23 protein-coding genes, 1 tRNA gene and 1 pseudogene are annotated in these 21,484 nt (G+C 72.5%); 21 read left to right on the plus strand and 4 right to left on the minus strand.

Annotated elements, in window-relative coordinates:
- The 10 genes and pseudogenes from fdh to ABZS40_RS08005 form a co-directional block, all read left to right on the plus strand.
- Positions 1–3,048, plus strand: a 3,048-nt coding sequence (fdh, locus tag ABZS40_RS07960) for a formate dehydrogenase (protein WP_354942596.1), incomplete at its 5' end; no start/stop codon positions are given.
- Positions 3,020–4,007: pseudogene (locus ABZS40_RS07965) on the plus strand (4Fe-4S dicluster domain-containing protein). The gene fdh and the pseudogene ABZS40_RS07965, both read left to right, overlap by 29 nt.
- Positions 4,004–5,254, plus strand: a complete 1,251-nt coding sequence (nrfD, locus tag ABZS40_RS07970; RefSeq protein ID WP_354942597.1) for an NrfD/PsrC family molybdoenzyme membrane anchor subunit — start codon at positions 4,004–4,006, stop codon at positions 5,252–5,254. The pseudogene ABZS40_RS07965 and the gene nrfD overlap by 4 nt, the downstream one beginning before the upstream one ends.
- 13 nt (positions 5,255–5,267) lie before the next feature.
- Positions 5,268–5,363: transfer RNA gene (locus ABZS40_RS07975), tRNA-Sec, on the plus strand.
- 23 nt (positions 5,364–5,386) lie between these two features.
- On the plus strand, positions 5,387–6,691 hold the full coding sequence (gene selA, locus ABZS40_RS07980) for an L-seryl-tRNA(Sec) selenium transferase (protein WP_354942598.1): 1,305 nt from the start codon (positions 5,387–5,389) through the stop codon (positions 6,689–6,691).
- Positions 6,692–6,693: 2 nt separating this feature from the next.
- Complete coding sequence (gene selB / locus ABZS40_RS07985; RefSeq protein ID WP_354942599.1) at positions 6,694–8,448, plus strand: selenocysteine-specific translation elongation factor; 1,755 nt, start codon at positions 6,694–6,696, stop codon at positions 8,446–8,448.
- Between the two features lie 53 nt (positions 8,449–8,501).
- Positions 8,502–9,242, plus strand: coding sequence for a hypothetical protein (locus tag ABZS40_RS07990; protein ID WP_354942600.1), 741 nt, complete (start codon positions 8,502–8,504; stop codon positions 9,240–9,242).
- 58 nt (positions 9,243–9,300) lie between these two features.
- Entirely contained in the window at positions 9,301–9,498 is a 198-nt protein-coding gene (locus tag ABZS40_RS07995) for a hypothetical protein (protein ID WP_030327722.1), read from the plus strand.
- A gap of 80 nt (positions 9,499–9,578) precedes the next feature.
- Entirely contained in the window at positions 9,579–10,856 is a 1,278-nt protein-coding gene (locus ABZS40_RS08000) for a hemolysin family protein (protein WP_354942601.1), read from the plus strand.
- A 73-nt stretch (positions 10,857–10,929) separates the two neighbouring features.
- Positions 10,930–11,115 (plus strand): hypothetical protein, encoded by a 186-nt coding sequence (locus tag ABZS40_RS08005; RefSeq protein WP_036410487.1) that lies wholly within the window; start codon positions 10,930–10,932, stop codon positions 11,113–11,115.
- A gap of 5 nt (positions 11,116–11,120) precedes the next feature.
- On the opposite strand, the gene ABZS40_RS08010 is transcribed toward ABZS40_RS08005, so the two are convergent.
- On the minus strand, positions 11,121–11,771 hold the full coding sequence (locus ABZS40_RS08010; RefSeq protein ID WP_354942602.1) for a hypothetical protein: 651 nt from the start codon (positions 11,769–11,771) through the stop codon (positions 11,121–11,123).
- 134 nt (positions 11,772–11,905) lie between these two features.
- On the opposite strand from ABZS40_RS08010, the gene ABZS40_RS08015 reads away from it, so the two are divergent.
- Positions 11,906–12,109: a hypothetical protein gene (locus ABZS40_RS08015; RefSeq protein ID WP_354942603.1), complete on the plus strand. Its 204-nt coding sequence runs from the start codon at positions 11,906–11,908 to the stop codon at positions 12,107–12,109.
- Between the two features lie 8 nt (positions 12,110–12,117).
- Here the strand turns inward: ABZS40_RS08015 and ABZS40_RS08020 are convergent, their stop codons facing one another.
- The 3 genes from ABZS40_RS08020 to ABZS40_RS08030 form a co-directional block, all read right to left on the minus strand.
- Positions 12,118–12,594, minus strand: a complete 477-nt coding sequence (locus ABZS40_RS08020) for a hypothetical protein (RefSeq protein WP_354942604.1) — start codon at positions 12,592–12,594, stop codon at positions 12,118–12,120.
- On the minus strand, positions 12,591–12,803 hold the full coding sequence (locus tag ABZS40_RS08025) for a phosphatidylethanolamine-binding protein (RefSeq protein WP_088948250.1): 213 nt from the start codon (positions 12,801–12,803) through the stop codon (positions 12,591–12,593). The genes ABZS40_RS08020 and ABZS40_RS08025 overlap by 4 nt, the downstream gene beginning before the upstream one ends.
- A 99-nt stretch (positions 12,804–12,902) precedes the next feature.
- Positions 12,903–13,784 carry a universal stress protein gene (locus ABZS40_RS08030; protein ID WP_354942605.1) on the minus strand — a complete coding sequence of 294 codons (882 nt, stop codon included), beginning with the start codon at positions 13,782–13,784 and terminating at the stop codon, positions 12,903–12,905.
- A 112-nt stretch (positions 13,785–13,896) separates the two neighbouring features.
- Here ABZS40_RS08030 and ABZS40_RS08035 point away from each other — a divergent pair, with 112 nt between their 5' ends.
- The 10 genes from ABZS40_RS08035 (at position 13,897) to ABZS40_RS08080 (ending at position 21,484) form a co-directional block, all read left to right on the plus strand.
- Positions 13,897–14,643, plus strand: a complete 747-nt coding sequence (locus tag ABZS40_RS08035) for an SAM-dependent methyltransferase (protein ID WP_354942606.1) — start codon at positions 13,897–13,899, stop codon at positions 14,641–14,643.
- A gap of 71 nt (positions 14,644–14,714) precedes the next feature.
- On the plus strand, positions 14,715–15,887 hold the full coding sequence (locus ABZS40_RS08040; protein ID WP_354942607.1) for a PP2C family protein-serine/threonine phosphatase: 1,173 nt from the start codon (positions 14,715–14,717) through the stop codon (positions 15,885–15,887).
- A 56-nt stretch (positions 15,888–15,943) separates the two neighbouring features.
- Positions 15,944–16,405, plus strand: a complete 462-nt coding sequence (locus tag ABZS40_RS08045) for a MarR family transcriptional regulator (RefSeq protein ID WP_354942608.1) — start codon at positions 15,944–15,946, stop codon at positions 16,403–16,405.
- 297 nt (positions 16,406–16,702) lie between these two features.
- On the plus strand, positions 16,703–17,335 hold the full coding sequence (locus ABZS40_RS08050) for a CDP-alcohol phosphatidyltransferase family protein (RefSeq protein WP_354942609.1): 633 nt from the start codon (positions 16,703–16,705) through the stop codon (positions 17,333–17,335).
- The gene (locus ABZS40_RS08055; RefSeq protein ID WP_354942610.1) at positions 17,332–18,276 is read left to right on the plus strand and encodes a DUF881 domain-containing protein; all 945 of its coding nucleotides are present in this window, start codon (positions 17,332–17,334) and stop codon (positions 18,274–18,276) included. The genes ABZS40_RS08050 and ABZS40_RS08055 overlap by 4 nt, the downstream gene beginning before the upstream one ends.
- Positions 18,273–18,605, plus strand: coding sequence for a small basic family protein (locus tag ABZS40_RS08060; RefSeq protein WP_030327710.1), 333 nt, complete (start codon positions 18,273–18,275; stop codon positions 18,603–18,605). Before ABZS40_RS08055 ends, ABZS40_RS08060 begins: the two co-directional genes overlap by 4 nt.
- Positions 18,606–18,616: 11 nt before the next feature.
- Complete coding sequence (locus ABZS40_RS08065) at positions 18,617–19,624, plus strand: DUF881 domain-containing protein (RefSeq protein ID WP_354942611.1); 1,008 nt, start codon at positions 18,617–18,619, stop codon at positions 19,622–19,624.
- 60 nt (positions 19,625–19,684) lie between these two features.
- On the plus strand, positions 19,685–20,065 hold the full coding sequence (gcvH, locus tag ABZS40_RS08070; RefSeq protein ID WP_091397961.1) for a glycine cleavage system protein GcvH: 381 nt from the start codon (positions 19,685–19,687) through the stop codon (positions 20,063–20,065).
- Between the two features lie 214 nt (positions 20,066–20,279).
- Entirely contained in the window at positions 20,280–20,732 is a 453-nt protein-coding gene (locus ABZS40_RS08075; RefSeq protein WP_007071101.1) for an FHA domain-containing protein, read from the plus strand.
- Positions 20,733–20,782: 50 nt separating this feature from the next.
- Positions 20,783–21,484: a MerR family transcriptional regulator gene (locus ABZS40_RS08080; protein WP_203121165.1), complete on the plus strand. Its 702-nt coding sequence runs from the start codon at positions 20,783–20,785 to the stop codon at positions 21,482–21,484.

A 21,484-nucleotide genomic window follows, 5' to 3' on the forward strand; every position in this document is an offset into this window, starting at 1 on the left:
CCGGACAGCCCGATCTCGCGGGGTCGGCTCTGTCCGAAGGGTTCGGCGAGCAAGAGCCTGGTGACCAGTCCGCTGCGGCAGACCACTGTCCGCTACCGCCGGCCGTACTCGACGCAGTGGGAGGATCTGGAGCTCGACACCGCGCTCGACATGATCGCCGATCGGATCCTGGCCGCCCGCGAGCAGACCTGGGAGGACGTCGACACGCAGGGCCGGCCGCTCAACCGGACGATGGGTATCTCCAGTCTGGGTGGGGCGACGCTGGACAACGAGGAGAACTACCTCATCAAGAAGTTGTTCACCGCGATGGGGGCGCTCCAGATCGAGAACCAGGCCCGTATTTGACACTCCGCCACCGTCCCCGGTCTGGGGGCCAGCTTCGGTCGTGGCGGTGCGACGGATTTCCAGCAGGACATCGCCAACGCTGACGTGATCGTCATTCAGGGTTCGAACATGGCCGAGGCACACCCGGTGGGTTTCCAGTGGGTGATGGAGGCCAAGCGTCGGGGAGCGAAGATCTTCCACGTCGACCCTCGGTTCACGCGGACGAGTGCGGTCGCGGACGAGTACCTGCCGATCCGGGCGGGCACCGACATCGCGCTGCTCGGTGGGGTGGTGCGCTACATCCTGGACAACGAGTTGGACTTCCGGGAGTACGTCGTCGCCTACACCAACGCGGCGACGATCGTCAGCGAGGAGTTCAGCGACACCGAGGACGGCGACGGCTTCTTCTCCGGCTTCGACCCGGAGACCGGCACCTATGTGCAGGACAGCTGGCAGTACGAGGGGCACGAGGGTTCCTCGGGCAGTGGGCACACCGCCCAGGAGCGGGACAGCGCCGCGGGGTTGACGCACGAGTCGCACGGCGCGCCGGTGGGCGGGCAGACCCGGCGCGATGAGACGTTGCAGCACCCGCGGTGCGTCTACCAGATCCTCAAGCGGCACTTCGCCCGTTACACCCCGGAGATGGTGGAGCGGGTCTGCGGGATTTCGCAGGCGCAGTTCCTGGAGTTGGCGCGGGCGTGGACGGCGAACTCGGGTCGGGACCGCACCGGCATGTTGATCTACTCGGTCGGGTGGACGCAGCACAGTGTGGGTGTGCAGTACATCCGCACCGGCGCGATCATCCAGCTGTTGCTGGGCAACATGGGTCGCCCAGGTGGCGGGGTGATGGCGCTTCGTGGCCACGCCAGCATCCAGGGCTCGACCGACATCCCGACGCTGTTCAACCTGTTGCCCGGTTATCTGCCGATGCCGCACCACGCCGAGCACCCGAGCTTCGACGAGTGGGTGGACAGCATCCGCCACCCGGGGCAGAAAGGGTTCTGGGGCAACGCGGGGTCGTTCGCCGCCAGCCTGCTCAAGGCGTACTGGGGTGACGCGGCGACGCCGGAGAACGACTTCTGCTACGGCTACCTGCCTCGGCTGACCGGTGATCACGGCACGTACCAGCAGGTGCTCAACATGATCGATGGGAAGATCAAGGGGTACTTCCTGCTGGGGCAGAACCCGGCGGTCGGTTCGGCGCACGGTCGGGCGCAGCGGCTCGGCATGGCCAACCTCGACTGGTTGGTGGTCCGGGACCTGTTCATGATCGAGAGCGCGACGTTCTGGCAGAACGGCCCCGAGGTCGCCACCGGGGAGATCGTGCCGGAGGAGTGCCGAACGGAGGTGTTCTTCCTACCCGCCGCGTCGCATGTGGAGAAGGAGGGCACGTTCACCCAGACGCAGCGGTTGTTGCAGTGGCGGGAGAAGGCCGTCGAGCCGCCGGGCGACGCCCGCTCCGAGCTGTGGTTCTTCTATCACCTGGGCCGCAGACTGCGGGAGAAGCTGGCCGACTCGCCGCTGCCGCGCGACCGGGCGCTGCTCGACCTCACCTGGGACTATCCCACGCACGGTCCGCACGCGGAGCCGAGCGCCGAGGCGGTGCTGCGCGAAATCAACGGGTACGACGTGGCGACCGGCCGCCCGCTGTCCGGTTTCGCCGAGGCCCGCGCGGACGGCTCCACCGCGATCGGTTGTTGGATCTACAGCGGCGTGTACGCGGACGGGGTGAACCAGGCGGCCCGGCGCAAGTCCCGGCACGAGCAGGACTGGGTGGCCGCCGAGTGGGGTTGGGCGTGGCCGGCGAACCGGCGCATCCTCTACAACCGTGCCTCCGCCGACCCGGACGGCAACCCGTGGAGTGAGCGCAAGCGTTACGTGTGGTGGGACGCGGAGAAGGCCGAGTGGACCGGTTACGACGTGCCGGACTTCGAGAAGACCAAACCACCGTCGTACCGGCCGCCAGCCGGCGCGTCCGGGCCGGAGGGCATCGCGGGCGACGACCCGTTCGTCATGCAGGGCGACGGGAAGGGCTGGCTGTACGCGCCCAGCGGTGTCCTGGACGGGCCGCTGCCGACGCACTACGAGCCGGTGGAGTCGCCGGTGCGTAACCCGCTCTACGGTCAGCAGGCCAACCCGACCCGCAAGATGTACGCACACCCGGTGAACTCGGTGAACCCGAGCCCGCCGCAGGAGCACGCCCAGGTGTTCCCGTACGTGTTCACTGTCAGCCGGCTCACCGAGCACCACACCGCCGGCGCGATGAGCCGGACCGTGTCACCGCTGGCGGAGCTGCAACCGGAGATGTTCGTCGAGGTGTCCCCGGCCCTGGCCGGCGAGGTCGGGCTGACGCACCTGGGCTGGGCACACCTGGTCAGCGGCCGCGCGGTGATCGAGGCGAAGGTGCTGGTGACCGACCGGCTCACCCCGTTGCGGGTGGACGGTCGGATCATCCATCAGGTGTGGTTGCCGTACCACTTCGGTTTCGAGGGTCTTGTCACCGGTGACTCGGCCAACGACCTGTTCGGCATCAGCCTGGACCCGAACGTGCTGATCCAGGAGAGCAAGGTCGGCACCTGCGACGTGCGGCCGGGCCGCCGTCCCACCGGCCCGGCGTTGCTCGACCTGGTGGCCGACTACCAGCGGCGCGCAGGGATCATCCCGGGCCAGCACGCCCCGGCCGTCACCACAGACAATGAGGGGAAGGAGCACGGTGCTTCCTGACCCGAACAGCCTGTACGGTCCGCTGGACCCGGCACCCGACGCCGGCTACGAGAACGCGCCACCCCGGATGGGGTTCTTCACCGACACCAGCGTCTGCATCGGCTGCAAGGCCTGTGAGGTGGCCTGCAAGGAGTGGAACGGCGTCCCGGAGAGCGGCCTGGACCTGCTCGGCATGTCGTACGACAACACCGGCGCGTTGACAGCGAACTCGTGGCGGCACGTCGCGTTCATCGAGCAGCCCCGCCCGAGCGGGCATGGTGCCGCACTGGCCGACGTCCTCGGCGCGCCGGTCGACGCCAACCCGGTCCGGCCGGTCGACGCGGGGCCGCAGTTCCTGGGGATGCCGGGGGCCCGGCCACCGGGCCGGGGCACGGGTGTCGAGGAGCGCACGGATTTCCGGTGGCTGATGATGTCGGACGTCTGCAAGCACTGCACCCATGCGGCCTGCCTGGACGTCTGCCCGACGGGTTCGTTGTTCCGCACCGAGTTCGGCACGGTGGTGGTGCAGGAGGACATCTGCAACGGGTGTGGGGTACTGCATCTCGGCGTGTCCGTACGGCGTGATCGATCAGCGCAAGGACGACGGCCGGGCGTGGAAGTGCACGCTGTGCTACGACCGGTTGGGTGCGGGGATGACTCCGGCGTGTGCGCAGGCGTGTCCGACCGAGTCGATCCAGTACGGGCCCCTCGACGAGTTGCGGGAGCGCGCCGCCGCCCGGGTGGCGACGCTGCACGACCGGGGGGTCCCCGAGGCCCGCCTGTACGGGCACGACCCGAACGACGGCGTGGGCGGTGACGGGGCGTTCTTCCTGCTTTTGGACGAGCCCGAGGTGTACGGGCTGCCACCCGACCCGGTCGTGACCACTCGTGACCTGCCGAAGATGTGGAAGCGCGCCGGCCTCGCCGCTCTCGCCATGGCGGCGGCGACCGTCGCCGCGTTCGTCGGAGGTTCCTCATGACCCCACCGGGCCCCGTGGGCGACCGGTTCCGTCGCTTCCGGGAGCGGCTCGCCGCCGAGGGCGGCGACCAGTCCCAGGTGAGCGACGAGCGGCCCAGTGCCGCGAGTGGTGCAGAGGCCACGAGCGGCGCGGAGGTCGCACGCGGTGGCGACCTCGCGACTGGAAGGGGTACCGGCAGCGGCAGCAGCCGCCGGGGCGACACGGCGGAGCGGCGGAGCGCCGGAGCCGCCGGCCGGCGGGGCAGGCGGCGCGGCGGCGGCGGCGAGGAACTGCGGGTGCCGGAGGCCGAGTTCACGTCCTACTACGGTCGGCCCGTTCTGAAGGGGCCGGTCTGGAAGTGGGACATCGCCGCGTACCTGTTCACCGGCGGGTTGGCCGCCGGCTCGTCGCTGCTCGCCGCGGGCGGGCAGCTCACCGGGCGGCCCGCGCTACGGCGTGCCGGTCGGGTCGCCGCGTTGGCCGCCGTCAGCGCCAGCGCCGTCTTCCTGGTGAAGGACCTGGGCCGGCCGGCGCGGTTCCACCACATGCTGCGGGTGGCCAAGCCGACCTCGCCGATGTCGATGGGCACCTGGATCCTCACCGCGTACGGGCCGGCGGCGGGCATCGCCGCGATCGCCGAGGCGGCCGGTGTGCTGCCCCGGCACGGTCTGCTCGGGCTGGCCGGCCGGGCGTTGCCGCCGATCGGGCACGCCGCGGGGCTGCTCGCCGCCGGCACCGCGCCGGCGCTGGCCACGTACACCGGGGTGTTGCTGGCCGACACGGCGGTGCCGTCGTGGCACGAGGCGTACCCCGAGCTGCCGGTGATCTTCGCGGGCAGCGCGCTGGCCAGCGGCGCCGGCGTGGGTCTGCTCGCCGCGCCGCCGGCCCAGACCGGACCGGCCCGCCGGATGGCGGTGGCCGGCGCGGCCCTGGAGCTGTACGGCGCGCACCGGGTGGAGACCCGCCTCGGCCTGCTCAGCGAGCCCTACCGGTTGGGCCGGCCGGGTCGGTTGCTGCGCGCCGGGCGACTGCTGACCATCGGCGGGGTGGCGGGTGCGCTGCTGGGCCGGCGCAGCCGGGTCCTCGGGGCGCTCTCGGGGACCGCGCTGCTGGCCGCGTCGGTGCTGACCCGGTTCGGCATCTTCTACGGCGGCGTCGCCTCGGCCCGCGACCCCCGCTACACCGTGGTGCCGCAGCGCGAACGGGTCGAGGCGCGGCGAACCGCCATGGATCTTCCATCTGATCGGGCGGTCCCGCCCGCGGTGTGATCGAATGTCCGGTGGAGGCGTTCAGGCGGCTGGTGCCCCTCCCGGTCTTCAAAACCGGAGTGGTCCGGGACCCGGGCCAGGCGGGTTCGATTCCCGTCCGTCTCCGCCACACCGCTTGCAGGAGATGACGTGATGGGCGACGGCCCGGTGGACCCGCGACGTCGGGTGCCCCGTACGGACACGCTGCTCGCCGACCCGGTGCTGGCCGCCGCCACCGCGAGCCTCGGCCGGGAGCAGGTCAAGGCGATCGTCTCCCACGCGCAGGGCCGCGCCCGCCGCGGTGAGCTCAACCCCGACGAGGTACGCGACGCGGCGGTCGCCGCGCTGCCCACCGCCGGCCCCCGGGTCGTCCTCAACGCCACCGGTGTCGTGCTGCACACCAACCTGGGTCGGGCGCCGTTGTCGTCCGCCGCCGTCGCCGCTGTGGTGGCCGCCGCCGGGCACACCGACGTCGAGTTGGACCTGGCCACCGGCCGGCGGGCCCGACGCGGCCGGGGCGCGCTCGACGCGCTGACCGCCGCCGTGCCCGACGCGGACGCCGTGCACGTGGTCAACAACGGGGCCGCCGCGCTGGTGCTGGCCGCCACCGCGTTGGCCGCCGGCCGGGAGATCGTGGTCAGCCGGGGCGAACTCGTCGAGATCGGCGACGGTTTCCGCCTGCCCGACCTGCTGGAGAGCACCGGCGCGCGGCTGCGCGAGGTAGGCACCACCAACCGCACCACAGTCGCTGACTACGCCGCCGCGCTCGGCCCGCAGACCGGCTTCGTGCTCAAGGTGCACCCGTCGAACTTCCGGGTCACCGGTTTCACCTCCGCCGTCGGCGTACGGCAACTGGCCACGCTCGGGGTGCCGGTGGTCGCGGACATCGGCTCCGGGCTGCTCGGCGCGGACCCGTTGCTGCCCGACGAACCGGACGCGGCCAGCACCCTGCGCGCCGGGGCCGCGTTGGTCACCGCCAGCGGCGACAAGCTGCTCGGTGGGCCGCAGGCGGGGCTGCTGCTGGGTGACGTCGAAGTGATCGACCGGTTGCGTCGCCACCCGCTGGCCCGGGCGCTGCGGGTGGACAAGCTGACCCTGGCCGCGCTGGCCGCCACCCTGCACCAACCGGACACCCCGACCCGGACGGCGCTGCACGCCGACCCGGGTGCCCTGCGCGAACGGGTGGAGCGGCTGCGCGACCGCCTCGGCGTGGACGGCCGCAAGGCGGAGGTGGTGCCGGCCGTCGCTGTGGTCGGCGGGGGCGGCGCCCCCGGGGTGGAGCTGGGCTCGTGGGCGTTGAGCCTGCCCGAGCGGTACGCGGCGCCGCTGCGCGTCGGAGACCCGCCGGTCCTGGGCCGGGTGGTGCGCGGGCGGCTCCTGCTCGACCTGCGCTGTGTGCCCGCCGACGCCGACGAGGCCGTCCGCGCGGCTGTGCTGCGCGTACCCGGGGACGACTGAGCGTGTTCGTCGTCGCGACCGCCGGGCACGTCGACCACGGCAAGTCGACACTGGTCCGGGCGTTGACCGGAATGGAGCCTGACCGGTGGGCCGAGGAACGCCGCCGGGGGATGACCATCGACCTGGGTTTCGCGTGGACGACGTTGCCGTCCGGCGGCACCGTCGCCTTCGTCGACGTACCCGGGCACGAGCGGTTCGTGCCGAACATGCTCGCCGGCGTCGGCCCGGTTCCGGCGGCGCTGATCGTGGTGGCCGCCGACGAGGGCTGGATGCCGCATTCCGCCGAGCACCTGGCCGCGCTCGACGCGCTCGGTGTCGCGTACGGCCTGCTGGCGGTGACCCGCGCGGACCTGGCCGACCCGGGGCCGGCGACGGCCCGTGCCCGCGCCGAGATCGCCGCGACCAGCCTCGGCGCGGTGCCGGCGGTGGCGGTCAGTGGCCTGACCGGCGCCGGCCTGCCCCAGTTGCGGGCGGCCCTGGACCGGCTCGCCGCCCACCTGCCCGCGCCGGTGCTGGACGACCCGGTCCGGCTGTGGGTGGACCGCAGCTTCACCGTGCGGGGCAGTGGCACCGTCGTCACGGGCACTCTCGGCGCCGGGCGGCTGCGGGTGGGCGACGAACTGGAGCTGGCCGGCGCCGACGAACCGGTCCGGGTCCGTGGGCTGCACTGTCTGGGCGAGGCCCGCCCGGAGGCGGCGGCTGTCGCCCGGGTGGCGGTCAACCTGCGCGGTACGCCCCGCGACCGGCTCGGCCGGGGCGACGCGTTGCTCACTCCGGGCCGTTTTCACCACACCGACCTGGTCGACGTCCGGCTCGCCGGCGACCCGGCCGCCGACCTGCCGGCCACCCTCACCCTGCACGTCGGGTCGGCGGCGGTGCCGGTACGGGTGCGCCCGCTCGGCCCGGACACCGTCCGGCTGCGGCTGGCCCGCCCGCTGCCGTTGCTGGTGGGTGACCGGGCGCTGCTGCGGGACCCGGGCCGCCACCACGTCAGCGGCGGGGTGCGGGTGTTGGACGTCGCACCCCCACCGCTGGGCCGACGGGGTGCGGCCGCCGCCCGCGCCCAGGTCCTCGACGAGTTGGACGGTCGACCCGACCTGGCGGGGGAGCTGCGCCGTCGCCGGCTCATCCGGGCCGGCGCGTTGATCCGGATGGGTGTGCCGGTGCACGCCGAGCCGGTGGCGGGTGACTGGCTGGCCGACCCCGCGCACTGGCGGCGGCTCGGTGAGCGGCTGACCGAGGAGGTCGCCCGGCACGCGCGGGAGCACCCGTTGGAGCCCGGGATGCCGGTGGACGCGTTGCGTCAGCGCCTCGACCTGCCCGACCGGGTGCTGGTCGAGGCGCTGGTCCGGCCGCCGCTGCGGATCCACGCCGGTCGCGTCGGGGCGGCGAGCGCCAACGCGCTGCCCGAACCGGTGGCCCGGGCCGTGCAGCGGGTCCGCGCCGAGTACGGCGACCGGCCGTTCCGAGCACCCGAGGCGGACCATCTCGTCGACCTCGGCCTGGGTCCCCGGGAGATCGGCGCCGCGGTGCGGGCCGGCGCTCTGCTGCGGCTGGCCGACAACGTGGTGTTGCTGCCCGACGCGCTCGACGACGCGGTCCGCGTGTTGGCCGGGTTGCCGCAGCCGTTCACCCTCTCCGCGGCCCGGCAGGCGTTGGACACCACCCGCCGGGTGGCGGTGCCCCTGCTGGAGCTGCTGGACCGGCGGGGCGCGACCCGTCGGCTGCCCGACGACGCCCGCATCGTCGTCACCTGAGCGCACGCCAGTGCGGGGCTGACAGGGTTGCGCTGAGGTGCGACCGTGGCGGGATGCTCGAGGTGTCCCCGTCCCCGTCGCGTCGTCTCGGTGGTGGGTGGCGTGCTGTCGTCCCGGTGGTGCTGCGCTGGGCGCTGCCGGTGCTGTGGGTGCTGTGGGCGCCTCTGGCGTGGTGGGTCGAGCCGCGCGAGTCGACGGAGGCCCAGCTCGACCGGGATCTCGCGGCCGGCCGGGTGGTGACCTTCCAACGGGCGCAGGGCTGGGCCGACGACGACGCGTACTGGGGCAGTCGAGCGGATCTGCGGTACGCGGCCGACGGCGCGATCCTGGCGTGGACCGTGCCGAACGGCCAGACCCGGTACGCCTTCGTCGACCCGCCCGCGTCGGCCTCGTACCCGGGTGAGCCGGACCTGTCGACAAACGCCGGGCAGGACGCGCGGCTCGCTGCCGTGGCCGACCCGTGGCAGGCCGGCGGCGCCCTCGCGCACCGGATCATGGGCACCGCCGGTCTGCTCGCCGGTGTGCTGACCCTGCTCTGGCTGGGCCGGTTGATCGGTGGCGCGCCGCCGCTGGCGGGCACCCGGTGGTTCTGGTTCTGGGTCGGGCTGATCCCGTTCGGGGTGGGTGTGCTGGCCTGGACCTACCGGGAGCTGTGGAGGCCGCCGTTCCCGCCGGTGCTCGACCGTGCCTCCGGGTGGCGTGGCGTCGGCTGGCTGGTGCTCGCCGGGTTCGGGATCGCCCTGCTGGTGTCGGTGGCTCGTGGCGTGCTCGGAACGACTGTGGTGCCGGGCTGAGCCGGTGGTGCCCGGCCAACCGGCCCCGAGCTCGGCGACGGTCACCTACGGTGACGCCATGGACCCTTCGGCGGTCTGGCGGGACCGGCAGCACCGGTGGCGGATCGAGGCGTACCGCGCGCCGGACCTGCGCTTCGCCATCTACGCCACCAACGGCCCCACCGAGTCGGTGCCGCTGTGGCTGTTCGGGATGTCGGCGCTGGCCCGTTGGCTGATGACCCACGCCATCTCGCTGGACGACCTGGAGGTCGACTGAGCGGGGGCGCGGTCGCAAACCGGGCCCGCGGCGCGCCCCGCTGCGGTTGAGTGACCTCAGGCGGCGGACGGGGGTGCGCGATGGGCGGTCAGCTCGGGCAGTTGGCGTTGGTGGCCGTGCTGGTGCTGGTCAACGCCGCGCTCTCCGGCAGCGAGATGGCTCTGGTGACCCTGCGGGAGGGGCAGTTGCGGCGGCTGGGCCGGCGCAGCCGCGCCGGCGACCGGTTGGTGCAGCTGTCCCGCGACCCGAACCGCTACCTGGCCACGATCCAGCTCGGCATCACCCTGGCGGGGTTCCTGGCCTCGGCGGCGGCGGCGGTGTCGCTGGCCGGTCCGCTGGTCGGGCCGTTGGGTTTCCTCGGCGGGGCGGCGCGTCCCGCCGCGGTGCTGCTGGTGACCGTGCTGCTGACGTTCGTCACGCTGGTGCTCGGGGAGTTGGCCCCGAAGCGGCTGGCCATGCAGCGGGCCGAGCGTTGGGCGCTGCTGAGCGCCGGCCCGTTGGATCTGCTCGCCCGGGTGTCGCGGCCGGCGGTGTGGCTGCTCAGCCGGGCCACCGACGCGGTCGTGCGGCTCGCCGGTGGTGACCCGCGCGCCAACCGGGAGGAGATGACCGAGGAGGAGTTGCGGGAGATGCTGGCCAGCCAGCGCGGCCTGTCGGCCCAGCAGCGGGAGATCCTGACCGGCGCGTTCGACATCGCCGGCCGGACGCTGCGGGAGATCCTGGTGGCCCGGCGGGAGGTGACCACGCTGCCGGCCGGCCTGGCCGCCGACGAGGGGGTACGGCGGCTCGCCGCCGCCGGGCGGTCCCGCGCTCCCGTCACCGGCACCGGCGGCCTGGACGAGGTGCTCGGGGTGGTGCACATCCGCGACCTGGTGCGGGCCGGCACCGCCCCGGTGGGCGAGCGGGTCCGGGTGCCGCTGCTGCTGCCGGTGACCCTGCCGGTCGCCGACGCCATGCGTCAGCTGCGCCAGGAGCATCAGCAACTGGCCCTGGTCGTCGACGAGCACGGGGGCATCGACGGCATGGTCACCATGGAGGATCTGCTGGCCGAGGTGGTCGGCGAGTTGTACGACGAGACCGACCGCGACGTGCGCGGGGTCATCCGGGAATCGGACGGGTCGCTGCTGGTGCCCGGTGACTTTCCGCTGCACGACCTGCCCGACCTGGGAGTGCGGCTGAGCTTCCCGTTGTCCCGGGACTACACGACGGTGGCTGGTCTGGTGCTGGCCCGACTGCGGCACCTGCCGGACTCCCCGGGTGAGACGGTGCGGCTGCCCGGGCTGACCCTGGAGGTGGTGGAGGTCGCCGACCGGGCGGTGCGCCGGGTGCGGCTGTGCGGGTTCGTCACCGAGCGCTGACCGTTCACCCAGAAGGCTGACAAAAGGTCCAAATCGACAGAGCGGGGAACGCGGCCCGCCTACCGTGCCAGACGTGAAGGACCGAGGGTTGCGTACGTTCGTCACGGTGCTGGCCGGCCTCGCGGTGATCTACTTCGGCAGCGCCGGCCGCAGCCCCGAGGAGGGCCGTGGCATCTCCGGCGGAGTGGTGGTCCTGGCCCTGTTGGCCGCGCTGCTGGTGTGGCACCTGACCCGCCCCGGGGACAAGACGGTCAAGTGAGCGCCTCAGCGGGCGGCGACGCGGGTGACCTCACCGGCGGACTCCTCACCCAGCGCCACCCGTACCAGCGCTGACGCGAGCCGGCCGAAGTCCGGTTCGTCGACGAGACCGGCGAGCCGCTCCGGGGACCCCGGCAGGCCCAGCCGCTTCGCCCCGGCCAGGGCCCGACGGTCGGCGTACGGGCGCACGTCCGACCAGACCGTCTGCGCCTCACGCAGGTAGATGTCCGCGCCGGTGGGGCCGATGCCGGGGAACTCGGTGAGCCGCCGCCGCAGCCCGGCCGGGTCGCCCTGGGCCTCCCGGTGCAGGCGTCGCAGGTCACCGTGCCAGCGGTCCAGGCACAGCCGGGCGCCGGTGCCGAGCATGGTGGCGGTCCGCTCGTCGTAGCGGCGGTAGTGGCCCCGGCCCAGCGCGTCGACGCGCTCCTGCCAGCTGGCCGCCTCCATGGCCTGGGGTGTGCGGTAGCCGGCGGCGAACAGCTCCCGCGCGGCGTCCACCGCCACGCACGCGCGGATCCGGGTGCTCAGCAGGGTGGTCAGCACCAACAGCTGATACAGCGGCCCCGGCCGGTCGGACAGCCGGATGCCGGCCTCCTCCGCATACGTGCGGCCACGCCGGTCCAGCAGCACCCGCACCACACTTCGGTCATTGCCCACCCCGTCGGGTTACCCACTTGGCGACCCGCTAGCCGTCGCACCGCTGACCGTGGCCGGAATGCCACCGGGGCGGGCGGGTATGCGAGCGGTGGAGGCGGTCGATGCCGCCTGCCGTACCCGGAGGGGAGACACCCGTGGTCAATCCGCAGCAGGAAGAGCTCCGGCGTAACGCCAAGGGAGCCACCAGCCAGGACAGCAAGGGGCCCAAGCCGACCGGGCACCCGCTCAACCGTGGCTCGTCGCGCGGGGACGCCGGTCGACCGGTGCCCAAGGGGCAGGTGTCGCCGTACGGCCCGACCGGTGAGCCGGTGGCCGAGGACGACAGCGACACCCGCTGACCGGTGAGCTAGCGACCGCGGACTGGCGGCCGCCGCAACCTGTTCCAGGTGGCGGCGGCTGCCAGTCCGTACGCGAGGTGCGGGATGATGTCGGAGATCCAGTCGGAGCGCCGCCACGTACGCGGGTCGCTGATCCCGAGCACGGTGATCGACCCGTCGGTCATGGTCATCACGCCCGCGCCGAGCAGACCGGTGGCCACCGGCAACGGTTGACGTCGACCACCGGCGTAGAGCGCGAACCCGACGCCCGCGGCGACGCCCAGCCCGTAGCCGATCAGCGGGCCGAGGCCCGAGCGGCGGTTGGCCGCCCGGGCCCCGTTCCCCAGGTCCACGTGCGCGATCCCGGCCAGCCGGTCGACGGTCTCCTGGGGGACGTCGCTCTCCGGTCGTCCCCGCAGCGCCATGTCGAGGTAACTGACCACGTTCAGCGCGGTGCTGCCGACGGCGCCCGCGATCGCGCCGTCGGCCACGTCGACAGTCCTCACTTCGGGTCGCCCGGTTCGCGCTCGCTCTTCGGGCCGTACGTCCGCTCACCGCGCACCACGCCTCGTTGACCGCGATCCTCCTGGAGGATCCGGTTCGCGACCTGGTTGGCCTTGCCGTCGGGTACTCGGCGCCCGGAGTCGTCGATCGCGTTACGCAACCGCGCGCGCTGCTTGTCGTACGCGTTACTGCCCGGCCGTGGTCCTGGCATCTGTGCCTCCTTCGTCGGTCTGGGCACCTGGTGCTGCCCACCGTCCGCTCGGCGTACCGCGGCCGTCTACCCGTCTGGCGGCGGGCCAACCCCGGCGCGCTACCGGGGCGCGCGGACCACGACGACCGGGCACTGCGCGTGGTGCAGCATCGACTGGCTCACCGACCCCAGCAGCAACCCGGTCACCTCGCCGCGCCCGCGCCCACCGACGACCGCCAGTTGGGCGGAGCGGGACGCCTCGGCGAGCACACTGCCGGGTCGGCCATGTGCCACCTGGCAGGTCAACCGCAGACCCCGGTGGTCCTCGGTGAGCCCGGTCAGCCACCCGGCGAGCATCCGCTCCTGCTCGCCGCGAAGCTTCGCCTCGTCGTACACCAGGGGTTGCATGTCGCCCGGGCCGCTGCTGCCGGGGTGTCGGTAGGCGTGCACCGCCACCAGCGGCACGCCGAGCGACACGGCCGTCTCGGCGGCGAAGTCCGCCGCCCGCCGGGAGGCGTCCGAGCCGTCCACAGCGACCAGCACCGGCTCGTCGGGTCGTTGCGTGCCGCGCGCGACCAGCACCGGGCAGTCGGCGTACGCGGCGACCTGCACCGCGACCGAGCCGACCAGCAGCGCGGAGAACCCACCCAGCCCGCGGTCGCCGAGCACGATGAGCGCGGCGGTGGGGGACTCGCCCACCAGCACCGCGGCGGCCTCACCGTCGATGATCTCGCCGGAGATCGACAAGCCGGGCACTGTCGCCTCGGCCTCGCGCACCGCGGCCTCGACGAGTTCCTCGGCCCGGTGGCGCAGCCCACCGCCGGGCGGCGCGTCCGGGGCGGGGGAGACCGGCACGTGCAGCAGCGGCCAGATGAAGCCGTGCACGACCCGCAGCGGTCGGTGCCGGCGCGCCGCCTCGGTCGCGGCGAGACGCACGGCGCGCAGCGCCGACTCCGAGCCGTCGACGCCGACCACCACCGCCGCGTTGTTCGCCGAGTTCACCGCCCACCTCCGCTCGCGGCCAGTATCGCGGGCCCGGACGCCCTCGCGCCGCGATACCGCTGAGCCCTCCCCGGTCGGTACGCTGGCAACGACCGGGGAGGGAGCGCCGCCGATGGGTGAACCAGACCAGCCGAGCACCGCTCGCATGATCGATTTCTGGCTCGGCGGGCAGCACCACTTCCCCGTGGACGTGGCCGCCGCCACCGCGTTCGAGCAGGCGTACGGGCCGTGCGCGCCGGTGTTCCGTGAGTTGCGGGCGTTCCTGGGCCGGGCGGTGCGGGCGATGGCCGAGCAGGGCGTGGACGGGTTCCTGGTGTTCGGCGCCGGGGTGCCGACGATGGGCAACGTGCACGAGGTCGCCACCGACGCGACAGTGCTCTACACCGACGTCGACCCGGTCACCATCCGACTGGGACAGAGCATCCTCGCCGGCAGCGACCGGGCCGGCTACGGCTTCGGCGACGCGACCGACATCGGCACTGTCGACCCGGCTCAGCTGCACCGTTTCGTGCCGGGCTGGGGTCGGCGGCCGGTCGGGGTGGTCTTCCTCGGCCTGGCCGCGTTCCTCGACGACGCCACGCTGACCCGCACCCTCGACGAGCTGTACGCTGCCGCGGCGCCGGGCAGCCTGCTCGCTGTGGACTTCGACACCGAGGAACTGGCCAGCCACCCGCAGGCGCTGGCCATGATGGGACCGCAGTTCCGAATGCGTCCACCGGCGGCGTTCGCGCCCCTGCTCGGTCGGTGGGCGCCGACGGCGGACGGGATCGTCCCGATCGCCGAGTGGCGGCCGGACGGCCCGCCGGCGCGGGTGCCCGACGCGTTTCACGGTGTGCTCGCGACCCGCGCGGGTGACTGACCGCGCCGATCGTCGGTCCGGGAGCGTCCGTATGATGCTTGCCCTATAGCAAGCTTCTGGGGAGGACGACGATGGTAGACGCGCCGGACGTGGTGTCGCGCGCGTTGCGCGAGGCCCCGCCCGACCAGTTGGCGGAGGCGGCGGACCGGGCGATCCGGTCGGCGATGGGAGCGCTGCGCACCGACGTCTTCGTCGCCGACTACCGGATCAGCGGCCTCTGGCCGGTGCTGGACCCGGACCTGCCGGCGGGCGGGTTCCTGGCCTGCCACTCCATGGCGCAGCGCTGCTTCAGCAGCCAGCAGCCGGTACGCGACGGCGAGGGCCCCTGCCGGCTCTACCTGCCGTTGACGGTGTGGGGGGAGCGGCTGGGCGTGCTGCTGATCGAGCTTCCGACCGTGCCGAACGCTGCGGTCACCGGTCGGGCGACGGACATTGCCGGCGCCCTGGCGGTGGCGATGCGCGCGGCGGACCGGGAGACCGACCGTTACCGGCGGGCCCGCCGTCGGGAGCGACTGACGATGGCCGCCGAGATGCAGTGGGATCTGCTGCCCGGTCGTGGTGTGTCCCACCACGCGTTCGATCTGGCCGGTCAGCTCGAACCGGCGTACACGGTGGGCGGCGACCACTTCGACTGGTCGTTGGACGGCGACCGTCTCACGGTGACGGTGCTCAACGGCGAGGGCACCGGGCTGGCGGCGTCGCTGTTGACCGCCGTCACTGTCAACGCGATGCGCAACGCGCGTCGATCCGGTGGCGGCCTGGTGGAACAGGCCGAGCTGGCCTCGGACACTGTCTTCTACCAACACCGGGGCGCCCGGCACGTGGCCACCCTGCTGTTGGAGGTGGACACTCGCCTCGGCCGGGTGCGGGCGGTCGACGCGGGCTCCCCCCATCTGTTGCGGATGCGCGGGTCCACGGTCGAGCCGATGAAGCTGGATCAGCAGCTGCCCCTGGGCATGTTCGCCGAGACCCGTTACGAGCTTCAGGAGGTGCAACTCACCCCCGGTGACCGGCTCTTCGTGGTCAGCGACGGGGTGTGGGCCGCCGAGCCGCCGGGTCAGGAGCCGTACGGGCAGCGGGTGATGGCTCGGTCCCTGCGCGCCACGCGGCTGCAGCCACCGGCCGAGGCGGTTGGTACGGTGATGCGCGAACTGCACGCCTATCACGCGGATTCCGATCTGCGCGACGACGCCGTCGTGGTCTGTCTGGACTGGCACGGTCCGCGCGAACGGGGCACGGGGTGAGATTCGCCGCCGCGTTGCCGGGCGGGCACCAGCGCGACGACGGCAGGGGACATCAGGTGGAGCGACCTGCAGATCTCGCCGCGGCGATCGACGCGGCTGCCCAGACGCTGATCGCCGTACTCGACTCGGCCGCGTCGCGGCACCAGCTGCCGCCCACCCAGCTGAGGGTGCTCACGTTGATCAGCGGTCGACCGGAGACCAACGTCAACGGGTTGGCGGAGCTGCTGGACGTGGTGCCCTCGTCGGCGAGCCGTCTGTGTGACCGGCTGGAGGCGACCGGGCTGTTGCGCCGGATGCCCGACCCGCGTGACCGGCGGGAGGTGCGACTGGTGCCGACCGCCGCGGCGCTGACCCTGTTGGGGGAGCTGGCCGAGCGGCGGCAGCGCGCGGTGCAGGCGGTTCTGGACCGGATGCCGGCGCGGATGCAGCACGAGTTGTTGCTGGCGCTGGCCGGGTTCGCGCGGGCGGCGACCTCGGTGCCCGAGCAGCAGGCCGATCCCGCCGTGCAGACGGCCTGAGCGTCGTCCCCCTTCTTCCACTAGTATCCTAGGACGCTCTACGCGTGGTGATCCACGCCACAGTGCGGCGCAGCCGCACCAACGGCCCGGCGGCGGCACCCGGCCAGCGAGAGGAAGCCCGATATAGTGGCAGCGCACCTACCCGGCCCGCGATCATCAAGATCGCGGGCCGCATCAGGGGAAGGGGCCCCGCCCGGGGCCGCAGGGGAGAGCCGGCACTGGTCGGCCCGACAGCGCGTACGACCCTCAGCCGCGCCCGCCGTCGGCCGGGGGCCCGCGTGCCGTACAGGAGGATCGGTGTCGCGTCGGCCAGCTCGGGCAGAGCAACCGCGGGACACCGGTGACGAGACTCCCGGCAACCAGGTGCTCACCCTGCCCAACCTGATCAGCTTCGGGCGGCTGCTGGGCGTGCCGCTCTTCCTCTACCTGTTCCTGGTGGCGCGTGCCGACGTGGCGGCGTTCGTGGTGCTGGCCATCGGCGGCACCACCGACTGGGTCGACGGCTGGATAGCCCGCCGCCTGCACCAGGTGAGCCGCCTGGGCGAGCTGCTCGACCCGCTCGCCGACCGGCTCTACATCCTCGCCACCCTGGTCGCCTTCACCGCGCGGGAGGTGGTGCCGTGGCAGTTCACCGCGGCGCTGCTGGCCCGTGAGGTGCTCCTGCTCGCCTCGCTGGCGGTGCTACGTCGCCACGGGTACGGGCCGCCGCCGGTGCACTACGTGGGCAAGACCGCCACGTTCCTGCTGCTCGCTGCGTTCCCGGTATTGCTGCTGGCCAGCGCGGCGACCGACGTGGCGACGGCGGCGAGCGCCATCGGTTGGGCGTTGGCCTGGTGGGGGCTGGTGCTCTACTGGGTGGCCGGCGGGATGTACGTCGTGCAGGCGGCCCGGCTGGTGCGCGCGGCGCGCGGCCCGGGAGCGGCGGCGTGAGCGCGCCGCGGCCGGGAAAACCCGGCCAGGACCGGGTGTACGCGCCGGACTTCCTCACCGAGCTGTTCCGCAATCCGCTGGATCCGGGGTACGCGGACGCGGCCGCCGCCCGTCGGCGCTCGGCGGAGTCCGCTCCGGCGCGCGGGTGGCGGGCCTTGCCGGCGCGGTCGGTGAGCCTGGTCGTGGTGGTGATGCTCGGTTTCCTGTTCGCGGTCGCGTACCGGCAGACGATGGCGGACGAGCCGGGCCGGAGCCAGGCCCGCTCGGGTCTGGTGGCGCAGATCAAGGAGCGGGAGAGCCAGACCGACCGGTTGTCCACGCGGGCGGATCAGCTGCGCGAGGAGGTCAGTCGGCAGCGGGACGCGGCGTTGAGCGGGTCGGCCGCCGCCCGGCTGCGCAACCTGGAGGCGAGCACCGGGTTGGGTCGGGTGCGCGGTGATGGTGTGGTGGTGCGGTTGGCCGACGCGCCGGACAAGGCGGACGCGGTCACCGGCGCCGGCGCTGGGCCGCCGCGAGTGCTCTACAGCGACCTGCAGGGGGTGGCGAACGCGTTGTGGAGTGCTGGCGCGGAGGCGATCGCCATCAACGGGCAGCGGTTGACGTCGACGTCGACGATCCGGTCGGCGGGTGAGGCGATGCTCGTGGATTTCCGGCCGGTGACCGGGCCGTACGAGGTGTCGGCGATTGGGCCGGGTTCGATGCGGCGCAATTTCGAGGACAGCCGGAACGCGGCGCTGATGCGGAAGGTCGCGCAGGGGACGGGGTTGTCGTTCGGTGTGCGGGAGGCGGATGACCTCACTCTGCCGGCGGCGCCGGAGCCGCAGCTACGCTACGCCAAGCCGTCGGTCAGTCCGAGCCCTTCCGCGTCGGGTGTCCGGTCCGGCAGTCCCGGGTCGTCCGGTCCGACGACCACTGTTAGCCCCTCCGGAGGTGGCCGATGATCGCGGTGTTGGCGTTGCTCGCCGGTGTGGTGCTGGGCGTGTGGCTTGATCCCACGGTGCCGGCGGCATTGCAGCCGTACCTGCCGATCGCGGTGGTGGCCGCGTTGGACGCGGTGTTCGGTGGGGTGCGGGCCCGGTTGGACCGCATCTTCGACGACAAGCAGTTCGTGGTGTCGTTCATTTCGAACGTGCTGGTCGCTGGTCTGATCGTGTATCTGGGTGACCAGTTGGGGGTGGGTGGGCAGTTGTCCACCGGTGTGGTCGTTGTGCTGGGTGTGCGTATCTTCGGCAACGTGGCGGCAATCCGTCGGCACCTGTTCCGGGCGTAGGTTGGGTTGCGATGAGTGACGAGCAGACCGACACGGGGACCGGGTGGCCGCAGCCGGCGGGTCCGGTGCGGCCGGGTGGGCCGGCGGGTGAGCCGGATCCGCGGCCTGATGCGCCGGATCCGGATGAGTTGAGTCCGTTGGCGCCGCAGGGGCCCGCGCAGCCGTCGGATGACGAGCCTGCTGTGGAGCCGGGTGTGGAGCCGGTCGACGATGGTGCGACTGTGGACCTGAGCGCGGTGTCGCGGTCGGGGGAGCCGGTCGCGGGTTCCGACGGGTTGGCGGAGCCGGTGGGGGAGTCGGCGGCGCCGGTGGTGGCTGGTCGGTCCCGGTGGAGTACGGCCGGGGTGATGATCGCCGCGTTGTTGGCGTTGCTGGGGTTCACGTTGGTCGTGCAGTTGAAGACGACGTCGACGGACCCGACGCTGGGGGCCACCCGGCAGGAGGACCTGGTCCGGATCCTGTCGGACCTGGATGCGCGGGAGAATCGTCTCCAGCAGGACATCCGGGCTCTGGAGGACAGTCAGCGGCAGTTGCGCTCGGGTGAGCAGGGTCGTCAGGCGGCGTTGGACGAGGCGACGCGGCGGGCGGACGAGTTGGGCATCCTGGCGGGGACGTTGCCGGCGGTGGGCCCGGGGTTGACTGTGCAGTTCGATGCCGGGGTGAAGCCGATCTCGGCGAACCGGGTGTTGGACGCGGTGCAGGAGCTGCGTGGTGCGGGCGCTGAGGCGATGCAGATCTCGGGTGGGGATCGGGCGACGGTGCGGATCATCGCGTCGACGTACTTCCTCGACGGGGACAACGGGTCGTTGATGGTGGAGGGGCGTCGGTTGTCGGGGCCGTACACGATCACGGTGATCGGTGATCCGGCGACGATGCGTACGGCGTTGAACATTCCTGGTGGGGTGGTGGCGTCGGTCCGGGGTGACGGCGGTAACGTGACGTTTGGGGAGCGTGAGGTTGCCGAGGTTTCGGCGCTGCACGTGCCGATCAAGTTGGAACACGCCCGTCCGGTCTCCTGACCGGCGCGGCCGCGCCGGACCCGGGCGGTCCGGGGCACCGATGGATGAAGGACGCGTCTGGTGATTCCCGAGGATCTGCGATACACCGCCGAGCATGAGTGGGTGGCGGGTGACGGCACGGCTTCGGTCCGGGTCGGCATCACCCACTTCGCGCAGGACGCGCTCGGTGACATCGTGTACGTGCAGTTGCCCGAGGCGGGTGCGGTGGTCGCGGCCGGTGACTCGTTGGGTGAGATCGAGTCGACCAAGAGCGTGTCGGAGATCTACGCGCCGGTGGCCGGTACGGTGGCGGCGCGTAACGACGCGTTGGCTGACACGCCTGAGCTGATCAACACTGATCCGTACGGTGAGGGTTGGTTGGTGGAGATCACGCCGAATGATCCGACTGCGACGGATGGGTTGCTGACGGCGGCCGCGTATCAGAAGATCACCGAAGGCTGAGTGTGCTTGATCCGGTGCGTGGGATGTCTGCGCGCGTCCGGTTGCCCTGCATTTCGGCGCTGGCTAGGCTCGCCCAGTCGACCGAGAACCCAATAGTTGAGCGTTGCGGAACTGCCTTCCCGGGCACGGGGAGCCAGCCGCCGGGTGTTTACGTGCCCGGCGGCCAGACCCGCCATTACCCGACGCCGACCGAACAGATCCGTGAGGTGGTCCCATGACGCGGCCAGACGACGAGTTCCCCCCACTCGACGTCACTTCGACGCTCAATCTCGGTTCGCTCGACGAAGTGCTGGAGGGGCCGGATACCGATGTGGTGCCGAGCCGGATGTCCGGTTCGTTGCCGCCGGGTATGGCGCTGCTGGTGGTTCGTCGAGGCCCGAATGCGGGTGCCCGGTTCCTGTTGGACCACGATGTGACGACCAGTGGCCGGCACCCGGACAGTGACATCTTCCTGGATGACGTGACGGTGTCGCGTCGGCACGCGGAGTTCCACCGTGATGGTGGGACGTTCACGGTGCGGGACGTGGGCAGCCTGAATGGCACGTACGTCAATCGTGAGCGGGTTGAGGCGGCCACGTTGAGCAATGGTGACGAGGTCCAGATCGGTAAGTTCCGGGTGGTGTTCATCGCCGGTCCGCGCCCGGAGGAGGAGGCCGGCCGGGGGTGAACGAGCCTGCGGCCTCCATGTCACCCGGGGCGGCTCGGTCTGAGCCGCTGATGAGCATCGGTGAGGTGCTTGGGCAGTTGCGGGTGGATTTTCCGGATACCACGATTTCGAAGCTGCGGTTTCTTGAGGCCGAGGGTCTGGTCGAGCCGCAGCGGACGGCGGCGGGTTACCGGAAGTACAGCTGGGACGATGTGGCGCGGTTGCGGTTCGTGTTGACCGCGCAGCGGGACAAGTACCTGCCGTTGCGGGTGATCCGGGAGCAGTTGGCCCAGTGGGATTCGTCCGGTGAGCAGCCGGGGCGCTCGCGACCGGCGTTGGTGGCGGTTGGTCCCGATGGTGCGGTGCCGGGTCGTGAGTTGGCGGAGCCGGCCGAGTCGTCGCAGGTGCGGCTCGGCCGGGCGGATCTGGTGGCGCGCAGTGGCGTCGACGAGTCGACGTTGGTGGAGTTGGAGCGGCTCGGTGTGCTGGTGTCGGATCCGCCGGGGTGGTATGACGCGGATGCGTTGATCATCGCGTCGGCGGTGGCGGGGTTGGCGGCGTACGGGTTGGAGCCGCGGCACCTGCGGGGTTATCGGACGGCTGCGGACCGGGAGGTCGGTTTGTTCGCGCAGTTGGTGGCGCCGTTGGCGCGGCAGAGTGATCCGGCGGCGCGGGCGCGGGCGGCGGAGACGGCGCGGGAGTTGGTGGCGTTGTCGGAGCAGTTGCACGCGGCGTTGGTGCGGGTGGGTCTGCGGTCGACGTTGGGTCGGTGA

The organism is Micromonospora sp. NPDC005324 (assembly GCF_040607155.1).
GTDB lineage: Bacteria > Actinomycetota > Actinomycetes > Mycobacteriales > Micromonosporaceae > Micromonospora > Micromonospora trifolii.